Here is a 13,385-nt window from a genome sequence, read left to right as displayed (position 1 = left end):
CTCCAGGAAGCACGCTGGTTCACGTGAACCAGGACACACGGCTGTCGCTGACGGTCAACGGTGAAGAACGCGAGATCGAGATCGATCCCCGCGCCACGCTGGTCGACGCACTGCGCGACCGGGTCGGGCTGACGGGGACGAAGAAGGGCTGCGACCGGGGCGAGTGCGGCGCCTGCACGGTGCTCGTCGACGGCCGCAGGGTGCTGTCGTGCCTGACGCTCGCGGTCACGGTGGGCGGTGCCGAGATCACCACCATCGAGGGGCTGGCGGGCGAGGACGGCGAGCCGCACCCGGTGCAGCGGGCGTTCCTCGAGAGCGACGCCTTCCAGTGCGGGTTCTGCACGCCGGGTCAGGTGTTGTCCGCGGTCGGCTGCATCGCCGAGGGGCACGCGGGCTCGCCGGACGAGATCCGGGAGTGGATGAGCGGCAACCTCTGCCGCTGCGCGGCGTACCCGCAGATCGTGGCCGCGGTGTCGAAGGCGGCGGTCCGATGAGGACGTTCGACTACACGCGGGTGAGGGGGCTGGAGGAGACGCTGGCCGCGCTCGGCGAGCCGGGCACGCAGCCGATCGCGGGCGGCACAGAGCTGGTCAACTGGCTCAAGGAGGGCATCGAGGAGCCCCGGCGGCTGGTGGACATCAACCGGCTGCCGCTGCGGGACGTCGGCTTCGCCGATGGGGTGTTGCGCATCGGGGCGCTCGCGCGGATGAGCGACGTCGCGGCCGACGAGATCGTGGCGGCGCGGTTCCCGGTGCTCGCGCAGTCGCTGCTGCTGGCGGCGTCGGCGCAGCTGCGCAACATGGCCTCGATCGGCGGGAACCTCATGCAGCGCACGCGCTGCCCGTACTTTCGCGCCGACACCGCGGTTCCGTGCAACAAGCGCGCGGAGGGCTCCGGGTGTTCGGCGCTGCACGGCGACACGGGCGCGGCGGCGATCTTCGGCTGGAGCGACCGGTGCGTCGCCACCCATCCCTCCGACCTGGCGGTGGCGCTCGCGGCGCTCGACGCCGTCGTGGTGGTGCGTGGCGAACGGAGTGAGCGGCGGATTCCCGCCTCGGAGTTCATCCGGCTGCCCGGCGACGAACCGTTGCGGCACAACGAGCTTCGAGCCGGGGAGCTGATCACCGCCGTGGAGGTGCCCGGCGGCGCCGAGCGTTCGTACTACCTCAAGGTGCGTGAGCGCGCGTCGTACGAGTTCGCCGTGGTGTCGGTGGCCGCCGTCGTGCGCGCCGAGGGCGGCACACTCACCGGTGTGCGCCTCGCGCTCGGCGGAGTCGCCCACCGGCCGTGGCGGCTGACGGCGGCGGAGTCGGCGCTCGTAGGCGTGGACCTCGGCGACACCACCGCGCTGCGGTCCGCGCTCGCCGCGTCGTTCACCGAGGCGAGGCCGCTGGCTGGCAACGAGTACAAGGTCACGCTCGCGCAGCGCGCGGCCGTGCGGGCGATCCAGGAGGCGGCGGCATGACGACTGAGGGACTCGTGCGGCCCGACGGGCCCGCGAAGCTCACCGGCGCCGCGCGGTACGCGGCCGACGTGCCCGCCGAGTCGGCGCTGGCCGCGGCGCTCGTCTCCGCGACCGTCCCGAATGGACGGTTGGCGGAGCTGGACGCCGCGGAGGCACGGGACTGTCCCGGGGTGGCGGCCGTGCTGACCCGCGCGGACCTGCCGACACTGGCCGAGCTGCCGTCGCCGCCGCTGGGTTACCCGGCGCTACCGCTGCAGGCCGAGGAGATCCACTACGAGGGCGAGCCGATCGCGATCGTGCTCGCCGAGACGCTGGAGCAGGCCCAGTACGCGGCGAGCCGGGTGCGCGCGACCTACACCGGCGTGCGGGAACCGATCGCGTTCGGCGAGGCCGAGGACGTGGTGCCGCACAGCGGGCACGTGCTCGGCGGCACCGACGAGGAGAAGGGCGACGCCGGCGCCGGGCTGGCCGAGGCCCACGTGACCGTCACCGCCACCTACACGACGGCCGACCGGCACCACAGCCCCATCGAGCCGTCGGCGACGCTCGCGTGGTGGGAGGGCGAGCAGCTCGTGCTGCACAGCTCGGTGCAGTCGGTGGCGGTGGCGCAGCAGACGATGGCGGCGCTGTTCTCCCTGCCGCCCGAGCACGTGCGCGTGGTGTGCCCGTTCACCGGTGGCGGTTTCGGCGCGAAGGGCTACGTGTGGCCGCACCTGCCGCTCGCCGCCGCGGCGGCGAAGGTCTCAGGCAGGCCGGTGCGGCTGGTGATGACGAGGGCGCAGATGTTCACGCTCTCCGGGCACCAGCCCGCGACCCGGCAGACGGTGAGCCTCGGTGCGACGCGCGACGGCAGGCTCACGGCGCTGCGCCACGACAGCGTCAACGCGAGCGGGCGTGCCGTCGACTACCTGGAGAACACCACGCACTCCTCCACGTGGCTCTACGCCAGCCCCGCCATCGAGACACGCATGCGCGTACAGCGTGTCGACCGACCCGGCCCTACGCCCATGCGGGCGCCCCACGAGGGCCCGGGCATGTTCGCGCTGGAGTCGGCGATGGACGAACTCGCGTACGAGCTGGGGATCGACCCGGTGGAGCTGCGGCTGCGCAACGAGCCGGACGTGGACCCGATGACGGGCCTGCCGTTCTCCTCGCGCAGGCTTGTGGAGTGCCTGCGTGAGGGCGCGGAGCGGTTCGGCTGGGCGGAGCGTTCGCCCGAGCCGAGGTCGATGCGTGAGGGCAACGACCTCGTCGGCTGGGGCGTCGCCGCGGCGACGATGGACACCTTCCGCGCCCCCTCGTCGGCGAAGGTCCGCATCGGTGCGGACGGCCGGATCGTCGTGGAGACCGGCATGCAGGAGATCGGCACCGGACTGCCCGCGATGGTCCAGGCGGTGGTCGCCGAGACGCTGGGCTGCGACCCCGGTGACGTCGAGGTGCGCCACGGCGACTCCGGCTTCCCTCCGCACGCCGGGACGATGGGCTCGATGTCGGCGATGGGGCTCGGTTCGGCCGTGCAGGCGGCGGCGCGGGAGGTGCTCGCCAAGCTCGACGGGCGGCAGGGGCAACCACTGGCCGGGTTGCTCGCCGAGTCGGGGCTCACCGAGCTGGAGGCCGAGGGCCGCTGGTCGCCCGAGGAGGACGCGCTCGCGGCGGGCCGGTCGGCGCGGTACTCGATGCACACCTACGGCGCGATCTTCGCCGAGGTGCGGGTTGACGCCGACTTCGGCGTGGTGCGGCTGTCGCGGGCCGTCACCCGGTACGCGGCGGGCCGGATCCTCAACCCGCTCGCCGCGCACAGCCAGCTCACCGGCGGGTTCGCGTGGGGCTATGGGCAGGCGCTGCTCGAACACTCCGATGTGGACCCGGTGCTCGGACGGTTCGTGTCGAAGAACCTCGCCGGGTACCTGCTGCCCGCGAACGCCGACCTGCCCGACCTCGACGCCGCGTTCGTGGAGGACGACGACCGGTTCGCGAACCCCTTGGGCGCCAAGGGAATCGGGGAGCTCGGCGCGGTGGGCGTCGCGGCGGCGATCGCCAACGCGGTGTTCCACGCGACCGGAAGGCGCGTGCGGAACCTGCCGATCCGCCTGGCCACCGTGCTCAGCGAGCCGTGACCTCGTGCAGTAACTCGACCGCGGCCGCGACGGCGGGGGCGTCCCTGCCGCCGCGGCGCGTGCACGTGAGGAACCGGCGCGACGGCGCGGTGCCGCTCACCTCGATACGGCGGACGTCCACGTCGGGCTGGAACTGGGCCAGCCGGGGAAACAGCGCGACGCCGAGGCCCAGGTCCACCAGGCTCGCCACGAGGCTCGCGTCGCACGCCTCGTGGGCGATGTTCGGGCTGAACCCGGCCGCCGAGCACGCCGCGAGCACGTGCGCGCGCCACGCGTCGCCTTCCGCACCGATGATCCACGGCTCGCCCGCGACCTCGGACAGCTCGACGCAGCGCCGCCCGGCGAGCGGGTGGTCGCCGGGCAGCAGCAGGTCGAACGGGTCGTCGAGCAGCGGCTGCTGGTCGAAACGCTGGTCGCCCGCGGCCGGGTTGCCGGGGATCGCCTCGACCACGGCGAGGTCCACGTCGCCGTTGAACAGCAGGTCGAAACAGCGCGGCGTCTCGGTCTCCCGCAACCGCACGGCGAGCCCGGGATACCGCTCGCGCAGCCGGACCGTGAGCGGCCCCAGGAAACGGCACATCACGGTGGGGAAACCCGCCATCCGCAGCACGCCGGAGGGCTCGGTGCCGGTCGCGTGCAGCTCCGCCTCGGCCTGCCGCCAGCGCGCCTCGATCGCGTCGGCGTGGGAGAGCAGGCCGAGCGCGGCACCGGTGAGCCGCACCTTGCGGCCGTTCGGTTCGAGCAGTGCGACGCCGAGTTCGCGGCCGAGCTGGCGGATCTGCTGGGACGCCGCCGAGGGGGTGAGGTGCAGCGCCTGTGCCGCGGCGGTGACCGTGCCGTAGTGGGCGACCGCCCGCAGGACGCTGAGCCTGCGCAGGTCAATCATGAAGTCGATTCTTCACAGTCACGTCCACAAATCCAACCTGGACCTGCATGCTCGAACGGTCCCATGCTGGATTCATGAGCACTTGCCCCTTCTGCGGCTGGCCCGACTCGGACGTCTACGAGATCGTCTCGCGGCACCGCACGCCCGAGGGCGAAACCGTCTGGACGCGGTGTGCGTGCGGCTCGTTGCAGGTACGCGTGACCGGTGCGGGCGTGGTGACCAGGGGACGTCCCGGCGCCGGAGTGTGTCAGCGGTCTTGACCTGGAGCGCACTCCAGGTGTCACTCTGGAATGCGTGAGCTTCTACTCTCCGGCGCAGGTCACCGAGAAGACCGGGTTCAGCATCGACACGCTGCGCTACTACGAGAAGATCGGGTTGCTGGAGCCCATCGAGCGCACGCCGGGCGGCCGTCGCCGCTACTCCGACGCCGACCTCGGCCTGCTCCACCTGCTGCGCTGCCTTCGCGACACCGACATGCCGATCGCCGACATGCTCCGCTTCGTGCGGTTGCTGCGCGGTGGCGAGTCATGCCGGGAGGAGCGGCTCGCGGTGCTGCGCGCCCACGACCGCCGCGTGGAGGACCAGCTGGCCCAGCTGCGTGAGCACCAGCGGCTCATCCGGCACAAGATCGAGGTGTACTCGACGCCCGCGTGCGCCGCGGACGAGGTGTCCGCGGCGCACGCGAGCTGAGCGGTTACCTCCGGACGGACTTGGCCGCCTCCACGGCGATGTCCGGGTGGTCGGCGAACAGGCCGTCGATGCCGGTGGCCAGGAACGCCTCGTACTCGGCGAAGATGTCGCCCCACTCGGCCGGGTCGTCCGACGAGCGGAAGTCGGCGGGCAGGAAGCTGTTCTCCGCGCGGAACGTGAACGGGTGCACGGTGAGCCCGGCGCGGTGCGCGTCGGCGACCAGCGTGGTCGGCTCGAGCAGGTAGCCGTCCTCGTCCCTCGGAATCACGCGGTCCTTGGCGGGCCCGAGGCCGTCGGCGTAGGCCGCCACCTCGCGCAAGCCCTTCGGCGTCAGCAGGTCGTCGTAGGTGCGCGGGTCGCCGGAGGCGACGAAGTCGTACGGCGCGCCCGAGGAGTCGACCAGCTGCACCAGCGGCACGCGCAGCTGACTCGACAACTGCTTGAGGTTGGCGACCTCGAACGACTGCACGATCACCTTGGCGCCCCTGTGGTTGAGGCCGTTGCGCTCCAGCGTCCGCACCAGCGGCGGCTCGAGCGGAAGCCCCGCCTGCTGGAAGTACGTCGGGTGCTTGGTCTCCGGGTACACGCCGATCTCGCGGCCCAGCTCCCGCGACAGCCGCCTGGCGAGGTCGATCACCTCCTGGAGCGTGGGCACCTCGAAGCGGCCGTCATAGATCGTGTTGTTCGGCCGCAGGTCGGGGATGCGCTCCTTCGCCCGCAGCGTCTTGAGCTCGGCGAGCGTGAAGTCCTCGGCGAACCAGCCGGTCACCGGTGTGCCGTCGAGCTCCTTGGTGGTCTTGCGGTCGGCGAACTCGGGGCGCTCGGCCACGTCGGTGGTGCCGCCGATCTCCGGCTCGTGCCTGGCGACGAGCACACCGTCCTTGGTGATCACCAGGTCCGGCTCGATGAAGTCGGCTCCCATGCGCGCGCCCAGCTCGTACGCGGCGAGCGTGTGCTCCGGCCGGTAGCCGGACGCGCCGCGGTGGGCCACGATCACGGGCCCGTCCTGCCCCTTGCCCGCCTTCACGGCGCCGTCCGAGGCGGCCTGCGCGGTGCTCGCCACACTGGTGGTGCCGAACACGGCGAGCGCGCTCAGTGCGACCAGCGCCAGTCGCTGTCGAAGCATCTGAAGCCCTTTCTGGGGGAAATCGGGGTTTTCCGTCGCAACAGTCGCCGCCCGGCGCGACGCGCGGCCTACACCCCAGCGGCCCCGAGGAGACATGCCGGTGAACGGCAGGAGACCCCCGCGATTACCCTCAACACCCGTGCGAGTCCTGGTTATCGGTTCCGGAGCCCGAGAGCATGCCATCGTCCTTGCCGCGTCGCACGACCCGGCGGTCACGGCGCTGGCCTGCGCGCCCGGCAACGCCGGAATCGCGGCGCTCGCCGAACCGCTCGGCGTCGACCTGACCGACCCCTCCGCCGTCGCGGTGCTCGCGGGCGAGTGGAAGGCCGACCTCGTGGTGATCGGCCCCGAGGTGCCGCTCGTCGCCGGTGCCGCCGACGCGGTGCGGGGGGCCGGCATCGCGTGCTTCGGCCCCTCGGCCGAGGCCGCCCGCATCGAGGGCTCGAAGGCGTTCGCCAAGGAGGTCATGGCCGCCGCGAAGGTGCCGACCGCGCGCGCCGAGGTGGTGGACAACCCCGCGCACCTCGATGCCGCGCTGGCGCGCTTCGGACCCACGTGGGTGGTCAAGGACGACGGGCTCGCCGCCGGCAAGGGCGTGGTGGTCACGCCGGACATCGAGCAGGCCCGCAAGCACGCGCTGATGCTGCTCGACGGCGGTCACCCGGTGGTGCTGGAGTCGTTCCTCGACGGTCCGGAGGCCTCGCTGTTCTGCCTGGTCGACGGCCGCACCGTGGTGCCGCTGCTGCCCGCGCAGGACTTCAAGCGCGTCGGCGACGGCGACGCGGGACCGAACACCGGCGGCATGGGCGCCTACGCGCCGCTGCCCTGGGCACCCGCGGGCCTGGTGGACGACGTCGTGGCCACGATCGTGCAGCCAGTCGTGGACGAGCTCGCCGCGCGCGGGGCCCCGTTCTCCGGGCTGCTCTACGCCGGGCTCGCGCTCACCAGCGACGGACCGCAGGTGATCGAGTTCAACTGCCGCTTCGGTGACCCGGAGACACAGGCCGTGCTCGCGCTTCTGCGCACCCCGATCGCCGGGCTGCTGCACGCCACGGCCACCGGCAGGCTCGCCGAGCACCCGCCGCTGGAATGGGCGGAGGGCGCCGCCGTCACCGTCGTGCTCGCCGCCGACGGCTACCCCGGCAAGCCCCGCACCGGCGACGTCATCACCGGCGGTGAGGCCGAGGGCGTGCTGCACGCGGGAACCCGCCGCCGCGACGACGGCGCCGTGGTGTCCAACGGCGGCCGCGTGCTCGCCGTGGTCGGCACCGGCGGCGACCTGGAGGCCGCGCGGGCGCAGGCGTACGAGCGGGTCGGCAGGGTCCACCTGCCCGGCGCCCACCACCGCACCGACATCGCGCTGCGCGCCGTGCGCGGCGAGATCGCGCTGCCCACGCGCTGAGCCGAACTCGCGGGAACCCCCGCGCGGTGCCGTGCGTCAAAGTTCAGGTCGCCGTCACATCCGGATTGGTAGCCTGCGGTGGGAAACTGTCCGGCTACGGACCGTAGCAGGGGGTGCGCGCATGTCAGAGAACCGCGAGGCGCTGCCGGGGTCGTTGATGCCCTTCACCACCGAGTTCGGTGGTGGCGAGCAGCTCAACGCCTCGGTGCCGGGCGTGCCCAGCGCCAGAGACATCCAGATCGCGCCCGACAAGATCCTCGACGTCGCGCGGATCATCGAGGAGCAGGCCGGGGCGCTGCAGGGCAAGCTCGCCCAGCACCTCTCCGCGCTGCGGATCAACGCGCCCTCCGAGGACGTCGTGTCCACCAACGTGGTCGAGGTGTGGAACGAGGTCATCGCCGGCGACGAGGGTTCCTACGAGCGCAAGGTGCGGGCCTACGTCCAGGAACTACGTTCGCTCGCCGAGCAGCTGCGCAAGGCCGGCGGTACCTACCAGCTCGACGACGAGGAGAAGGCGGCGAGCTTCGGGGACAGGCGTGTCTACCCGGCCTAGCCTCCTGGCGCTGGGCGGCGTGCTCGCCGCGCTCGTGCTCGCGGGCTGCACGAGCCCGCGCGACGGCGAGGCCAGCGCGATCGGCACGGTCACGCCGTCCGGGTCCTCCTCGCAGCGCCCCGCCGAACTGTCACTCGCCGGAGTCGACCCGTGCGCCCTGTTCACCGAAGCCCAGCTCGACCAGCTGAAGGTCAACAGCGAACCCCGTACGGACCCGGAGGGCCGCGACGGGCCGACGTGCTCGCTCGACGTTGACCTCACGGCGCCGTACTACAGCTTCTACGTCGAGGCGATCACGGACGCCGACCTGCAGCAGTGGGTGGACGGCGAGCGCGAGAACAACAGCATGATCACCGAGCGGACCGACGTCGAGGGCTTCCCCGCGCTCACGCACTACGCGGACGGTTCGAGCCCGAGCGACTGCGAGACGCTCGTCGGCGTGGCGAAGGGCCAGATTCTGCGCACGCAGCTCTACCCCACCGATCCGAGCGAGTTCACCCAGGCGCGGATGTGTGACCTGGCCGCACAGGCCGCCACGCTCGCCGTCCAGACGTTGCAGGCCACGAGGTAAGGACCCGGCAATGGACAACCTCGACATCTCGGTGCTCGTCAAGAAGATCGGCGACCACCGTTTCGACGGCTACACCGACAACATGCTGGCCGACGAGATCGACCGGTTCCGCTCCGGCCCCGGCATCAGCGGCATCAGCGACGCCGTCGAGGCGCTCAAGGCCGTCGGCGAGGCGCTCGCGGAGACCGACCAGACGCTGCGCACCGAACTCGGCAAGCTCGGCGTCGAATGGCAGAGCGCCGCCGCGACACAGGCCGGTGCCGCCGTGGCGCGCAACGCCGACTTCTCCGCACAGGCGGGAGATCGGGTCAACCACTCGGCGAAGCAGATCTTCGCGCAGGGCGAGGCGTTCAACCGCACCCTGCACAAGCTCCCCGACTCCGAGACGCTGCGGCAGGCCGGCGGCTACGGCCTGTTCGACTCGATCGGCAGCCTGCTCGGCTTCGAGACCGACAACGCCCGCAAGGTCGCGCAGGCGAGGGAAGCCCGCCAGCAGGCGCTGGAGGCGCTCAACGCCTACGCCAAGGACAGCGGCGAGTACCTCTCGTACACGCCGTCGCTCGACTCGCCGCAGGCTGTGCACGCCGACACCGGGCCGAGGCTGCCTGGCGAGATCGACGCGGGCGGCGGCCCCGGCGACGTCACGGTCGCGGCCGGCGCGGTCGGGGTCAACGCCCCGGCGCCGCCTCCGCTCGCGGGAGCACCGGTGTCGAGCGGTGGGATCGCCGCCAACGCGCCCACGCCCGCCTACGGCATCGCCGCGCAGGCCCCGCCCGCGCGCAGCACCGGCAGCGGCGGCTCCGCCCCGCGTCCCGTTCCGCAGTCGACGACGGCGAGCAGCGCACCGGTGAGCCCGGCGCCGACGCCTTCGGCCACCGGGTACCTCGGCGGCACGCGGCAGCCCCAGCAGCACCAGAGCGGCACCGGTCCACTGCCGCCGAGCACGAGCACACCGCCCACGCCGGGCGGGCAACCAACGGGCGTGCCCGGATCGACCGGCACCGTTCCACCCGCGACCGGCGTGGTCGGCACCAAGTCCCCCGGCGCCGTGCCGCCCGGCACGGGCACTGCCGTTCCGCCCAGGGTCGGCGGAGCGCCCGGCGTGCCCGGCGCTCCCGTCCCGGGCGGCTCGCCGGTTTCGGGCGGCACCCCCGCCACCGGCGGGCCCGGCGCGAACGTCCCGCCGCCCGCGGCGGCCGCGGGCGGCGTCGTCGGCAAGCCGGCCACGCCCGGCGCCGGTGGTTCCGACGACCAGCCGCTCGCGAAGGGCAAGTCCTTCGGCGCGGCGCCCCAGCCCGGTACCCCGGCCGGAACGGTCAGCAGCGGCGGCTTCACCGGCACCCCGCGCGGCGGCGCGTCGCTCAACGACCTCGGCGCCGGTGCGGCGGCCCTCGGTGCGGGTGGCGTCGCGGGCGCGTTGAGCGGCGACAACGACCGCAAGGGCAGAGGAGTCGGCCGCAGCGCACCCGGCGCCACGCGCTCGCCGCACCAGCTCGCGATCGGCGACCTGCCCGAGGAAGAGGAGCGGGCGCAGCGCAACTCCGAGCGCCTCAGCCCGCGCTCGGAGAAGCAGCGCGGCGGCTACCTGGAGAAGGCGGCGCCGCAGGACGGCGAGGAGGACGCCTCGCACGTGCGGCGCTACGGCGTCGACGACCAGGACCTGTTCACCGACCAGCGCATGGTCTCACCCGACGTCATCGGCGACGACGCGGACGGGCGCCGGTGAGCACACCCGACGGCGGTGGCAATGGCAGCGTGGTGCTGTCCGCGCTGGAGTTCGACATGCTCTGGGAGGCCGAGCGCCTGCCGCGGCGGCATGTCGCGCTGGACGTCCCGAGCCCCGGCGTCACCCACACCGAGCGGGCCGCGCTGGTCGAGCAGGCGTGGGAGTCGCTCGCGCGGCGACGCCTCGCCAGGGGGCACAAGGCGTCCCCCGACGTTGTGGACATGCTGAACCTCTTAGTGCAGCCGAAGGTGAGCATCGACCTGTGGGTGTGGGCCGACCGGCAGATCTCGGGGCTCGCCGTGAGCACCGGCGGCCAGGCGCTGCTGGGGGTGGTCGACGGCGACGAGGTGTGGCTGATCCCGGCGTCCGACGCGACCCTGCCCGAGGCCGCCGTGTCGGTGGCCGGTGAGCTGGGCCCCGGAGTGGGCCGCTCGGTGAGCCTGCCGCACGAGGTGCTGGTGGCCGCCGACGCCGACGCCCGCGGCGACGCGAAGGCGATGGTGACCGCGCTGGAGGACCGGGGCGTCGAGCTGTGGCAGGCGCAGGAGCTCGCCGGGATGATGATGGGCATGGCCGCGCGCGGTCAGTTCGGCGCGCAACGCCACGGCCGGGACGGGCGGATCAGCAGGGCCGAGCGCGTGATCGCCTTCTACGACACCGACGCGGGGCGCTACCTCTTCCAGGTGCGGCCCGAGCGCGACGGGCGGAACTGGGCAACCGTGACACCGGCGGACAATTCGCTGCTCGCAGGCCGGATCTGGGAGCTGCTCGGCGAGGTCTGACCCGGCCGAAGCTCGCGCGAAAACCGGTGCGGCATCGTAGGGTTGAGCGGAACCGCCGTGGGGATCGACGCGTCGAACCGGCGGACACAGATCGGGTGTGTGAAGGGGAGATGACGCAGCCGTGCCTGTTTACGACGCCGAGTCGATGAACATCACCGCGGGCAGCCTCGACCGGCTGGCCGAGGAGTTCCGCTCGTCCAAGGCCAAGATGAAGGGTGTCGAGGGCGAGAGCCCGTTCGGGGACGTCGAGGACCCCGAGAACCCCGACAAGGTCTCGGGCACGCTCGGCTCGTTCACCTCCGGCATGCAGAGCGAGTTCGAAACCGCCGCCGGGCTCATGACGGCGGCGAGCACCGCGCTGCGTGACGCCGTCGCCGCGATGGGCGAGGCCGACGCGACCGCGGCGGACAACCTCACCGTCAGGGAGGTCTGATGGCCGGCGCGGGCATTCCTGCCAACTGGTCCGATGTGGAGACTCGGGCCGCGAGGGTCGACAAGGTCAACCCCGGGGAGATCCAGGAGGTCGCCCGGCAGTTCGACGAGGCGTCGCGCAACGCGGGCGACCACACCGCCGGGCTCACGAGCGCCGCGGCGCCGCTGCAGGACGGTGGCGTCTGGGACGGCCCCGCCGCCGACGCGTTCTTCGACTACGTCGCCAAGGTCGCCGCGGCGGGCAACAAGGTCAAGGACAAGCTCGACGAGGTGGCGCGGGAGCTGACGTCGCTGCAGGAGACGCTGTCCAACCTCAAGCGGCAGATCCAGAGCACCAAGGAAGACGCGCGCACGGCCATCGACAACCGCAACAACGAGGCGGAGGGCCGGATCCAGGCCGCGCGCAGCGCGATGCAGGAGTTCCAGAACGGTGAGCGCGACGCGGCGCCGTCGCCCACCGCGGAGGAGATCCTCCAGACCACCGACGAGCAGAACAAGCGCACGGCCTCCGACGCCGCGACGCGCATCGACGAGCTGCTCGCCCAGTCCAATCAGGCCATCAGCAGGGCACAGGAGCTCATGAAGACCGACGTGGACGGAGGGTTCGCCTCCGTGCCGCCGCCGGGTTCGTCCGGTTCACAGGTACAGGCCACCGGCGGTATCAGCGACGGCTCCGGTGGAGGCGGCTCCGGTGGCGGTGGCAGCTCCGGAGGGGGCGCCTCCGGCGGCGGCGGGCTCGGCCCGAGCGGAGGCCCGCCCACCAGCGGACCCCCGCCAGGCAACGTCGACCAGTGGATCCGCGAGGCCATCAAGATCCTCCAGGCCAACGGCATTCCGGTGACCGAAGAGAACATCGACGAGATCTGGACGATCATCGAGAAGGAGTCCGGTGGCGACCCGCACGCCATCAACAACTGGGACTCCAACGCCGCCAAGGGCACCCCGTCCAAGGGCCTCATGCAGTGCATCGACCCGACGTTCGAGGCGTACAAGCTGCCGGGCCACGACGACATCTACAACCCGGTGGACAACATCATCGCCGGGGTTCGCTACACCTTCGACCGCTACGGCGGTTTCGAAGGCCACCCCGGACTGGCCTCGATGGCCAGCGGCGGTGGCTACCAGGGTTACTAGGTAACCGGCGCGCGGTTCCTGATCGGCCTCGTCACCTGCTTGGCCACGCAGGACGGGATCCCCGCCGTCACCTGGGCCTGCCGGCGGTAGGTGCTGGGCGGCATTCCCACCAGCTCGGTGAAGCGCGTACTGAACGTGCCCAGTGACGAGCAGCCGACCGTGAAGCACACGTCGGTGACGCTGAGATCGCCCCGGCGCAGCAGGGCCATCGCGCGTTCGATGCGCCGCGTCATCAGGTAGGAGTACGGCGATTCGCCGTAGGCGCGCCGGAACGCGCGGCTCAGGTGCCCCGCCGACATGTGCACGCCGCGAGCGAGGGCCTCCACGTCCAGCGGCTGGGCGTACTCGCGGTCGATCCGGTCGCGCACGCGGCGCAGGAGCGTGAGGTCGCGCAGGTGCTGCTCCGTGTTCGGACTACTGCTCACCTGCGAAATCGTGCCACGTCCATCGGGAGGGCCCAACTCCTCCTTTCATGAAAAGCCCTTAATGTGCGACTCAGAT

General features: G+C 72.4%; 15 protein-coding genes. 12 read left to right on the top strand and 3 right to left on the bottom strand.

Features of this window, described 5'->3' with window-relative positions; translation table 11 throughout:
• The first annotated feature begins 23 nt into the window (after positions 1 to 23).
• Genes BA062_RS00890 through BA062_RS00880 form a run of 3 tightly spaced genes read left to right on the top strand, consistent with a single transcriptional unit; the run spans position 24 to position 3,582 of the window.
• Complete coding sequence (locus BA062_RS00890; RefSeq protein WP_210406724.1) at positions 24 to 494, top strand: (2Fe-2S)-binding protein; 471 nt, start codon at positions 24 to 26, stop codon at positions 492 to 494.
• On the top strand, positions 491 to 1,465 hold the full coding sequence (locus BA062_RS00885; RefSeq protein ID WP_110334081.1) for an FAD binding domain-containing protein: 975 nt from the start codon (positions 491 to 493) through the stop codon (positions 1,463 to 1,465). Before BA062_RS00890 ends, BA062_RS00885 begins: the two co-directional genes overlap by 4 nt.
• Positions 1,462 to 3,582 (top strand): xanthine dehydrogenase family protein molybdopterin-binding subunit, encoded by a 2,121-nt coding sequence (locus tag BA062_RS00880; protein WP_110334080.1) that lies wholly within the window; start codon positions 1,462 to 1,464, stop codon positions 3,580 to 3,582. Before BA062_RS00885 ends, BA062_RS00880 begins: the two co-directional genes overlap by 4 nt.
• Here BA062_RS00880 and BA062_RS00875 read toward each other — a convergent pair.
• Positions 3,569 to 4,468, bottom strand: coding sequence for a LysR family transcriptional regulator (locus BA062_RS00875; RefSeq protein ID WP_110334079.1), 900 nt, complete (start codon positions 4,466 to 4,468; stop codon positions 3,569 to 3,571). The two genes, BA062_RS00880 and BA062_RS00875, sit on opposite strands and share 14 nt — an antisense overlap.
• A gap of 74 nt (positions 4,469 to 4,542) precedes the next feature.
• Between BA062_RS00875 and BA062_RS00870 the strand changes: the two genes are divergently transcribed.
• Positions 4,543 to 4,728: a hypothetical protein gene (locus tag BA062_RS00870; RefSeq protein ID WP_110334078.1), complete on the top strand. Its 186-nt coding sequence runs from the start codon at positions 4,543 to 4,545 to the stop codon at positions 4,726 to 4,728.
• Positions 4,729 to 4,762: 34 nt separating this feature from the next.
• Entirely contained in the window at positions 4,763 to 5,158 is a 396-nt protein-coding gene (locus tag BA062_RS00865) for a MerR family transcriptional regulator (RefSeq protein ID WP_110334077.1), read from the top strand.
• Between the two features lie 4 nt (positions 5,159 to 5,162).
• On the opposite strand, the gene BA062_RS00860 is transcribed toward BA062_RS00865, so the two are convergent.
• The gene (locus BA062_RS00860; RefSeq protein WP_110334076.1) at positions 5,163 to 6,284 is read right to left on the bottom strand and encodes a glycerophosphodiester phosphodiesterase; all 1,122 of its coding nucleotides are present in this window, start codon (positions 6,282 to 6,284) and stop codon (positions 5,163 to 5,165) included.
• A 139-nt stretch (positions 6,285 to 6,423) separates the two neighbouring features.
• Here BA062_RS00860 and purD point away from each other — a divergent pair, with 139 nt between their 5' ends.
• The 7 genes from purD (at position 6,424) to BA062_RS00825 (ending at position 12,884) form a co-directional block, all read left to right on the top strand.
• The gene (gene purD, locus BA062_RS00855; RefSeq protein ID WP_110334075.1) at positions 6,424 to 7,686 is read left to right on the top strand and encodes a phosphoribosylamine--glycine ligase; all 1,263 of its coding nucleotides are present in this window, start codon (positions 6,424 to 6,426) and stop codon (positions 7,684 to 7,686) included.
• Positions 7,687 to 7,807: 121 nt separating this feature from the next.
• Complete coding sequence (locus tag BA062_RS00850) at positions 7,808 to 8,239, top strand: hypothetical protein (protein ID WP_110334074.1); 432 nt, start codon at positions 7,808 to 7,810, stop codon at positions 8,237 to 8,239.
• Entirely contained in the window at positions 8,223 to 8,810 is a 588-nt protein-coding gene (locus BA062_RS00845) for a DUF3558 domain-containing protein (RefSeq protein WP_110334073.1), read from the top strand. The genes BA062_RS00850 and BA062_RS00845 overlap by 17 nt, the downstream gene beginning before the upstream one ends.
• Positions 8,811 to 8,820: 10 nt before the next feature.
• Positions 8,821 to 10,536 (top strand): PPE domain-containing protein, encoded by a 1,716-nt coding sequence (locus BA062_RS00840; RefSeq protein ID WP_110334072.1) that lies wholly within the window; start codon positions 8,821 to 8,823, stop codon positions 10,534 to 10,536.
• Positions 10,533 to 11,318: an ESX secretion-associated protein EspG gene (locus BA062_RS00835; protein WP_110334071.1), complete on the top strand. Its 786-nt coding sequence runs from the start codon at positions 10,533 to 10,535 to the stop codon at positions 11,316 to 11,318. The genes BA062_RS00840 and BA062_RS00835 overlap by 4 nt, the downstream gene beginning before the upstream one ends.
• A gap of 121 nt (positions 11,319 to 11,439) precedes the next feature.
• Positions 11,440 to 11,751 carry a hypothetical protein gene (locus tag BA062_RS00830; RefSeq protein WP_110334070.1) on the top strand — a complete coding sequence of 104 codons (312 nt, stop codon included), beginning with the start codon at positions 11,440 to 11,442 and terminating at the stop codon, positions 11,749 to 11,751.
• Complete coding sequence (locus BA062_RS00825) at positions 11,751 to 12,884, top strand: transglycosylase SLT domain-containing protein (protein WP_110334069.1); 1,134 nt, start codon at positions 11,751 to 11,753, stop codon at positions 12,882 to 12,884. Before BA062_RS00830 ends, BA062_RS00825 begins: the two co-directional genes overlap by 1 nt.
• Here the strand turns inward: BA062_RS00825 and BA062_RS00820 are convergent.
• Positions 12,881 to 13,309 (bottom strand): helix-turn-helix transcriptional regulator, encoded by a 429-nt coding sequence (locus tag BA062_RS00820; protein WP_110334068.1) that lies wholly within the window; start codon positions 13,307 to 13,309, stop codon positions 12,881 to 12,883. The genes BA062_RS00825 and BA062_RS00820 overlap by 4 nt on opposite strands.
• Positions 13,310 to 13,385: the final 76 nt, after the last annotated feature.

The organism is Prauserella flavalba (genome assembly GCF_003202235.1).
In the GTDB taxonomy this organism is placed as follows: Bacteria; Actinomycetota; Actinomycetes; order Mycobacteriales; family Pseudonocardiaceae; genus Prauserella_A; species Prauserella_A flavalba.
The sequence above is the reverse complement of the archived record's forward strand: the minus strand, read 5'-3'. Positions and strand labels throughout refer to the sequence as shown.

What these genes read in the sequence shown, in the direction of transcription:
- BA062_RS00880 (WP_110334080.1), top strand. Translation starts at nt 1,462, where the DNA reads ATGACGACTGAGGGACTCGTGCGGCCCGACGGGCCCGCGAAGCTCACC.
- BA062_RS00840 (WP_110334072.1), top strand. Translation starts at nt 8,821, where the DNA reads ATGGACAACCTCGACATCTCGGTGCTCGTCAAGAAGATCGGCGACCAC.
- BA062_RS00885 (WP_110334081.1), top strand. Translation starts at nt 491, where the DNA reads ATGAGGACGTTCGACTACACGCGGGTGAGGGGGCTGGAGGAGACGCTG.
- BA062_RS00870 (WP_110334078.1), top strand. Translation starts at nt 4,543, where the DNA reads ATGAGCACTTGCCCCTTCTGCGGCTGGCCCGACTCGGACGTCTACGAG.
- BA062_RS00825 (WP_110334069.1), top strand. Translation starts at nt 11,751, where the DNA reads ATGGCCGGCGCGGGCATTCCTGCCAACTGGTCCGATGTGGAGACTCGG.
- BA062_RS00850 (WP_110334074.1), top strand. Translation starts at nt 7,808, where the DNA reads ATGTCAGAGAACCGCGAGGCGCTGCCGGGGTCGTTGATGCCCTTCACC.
- BA062_RS00860 (WP_110334076.1), bottom strand. Translation starts at nt 6,284, where the DNA reads ATGCTTCGACAGCGACTGGCGCTGGTCGCACTGAGCGCGCTCGCCGTG.
- BA062_RS00875 (WP_110334079.1), bottom strand. Translation starts at nt 4,468, where the DNA reads ATGATTGACCTGCGCAGGCTCAGCGTCCTGCGGGCGGTCGCCCACTAC.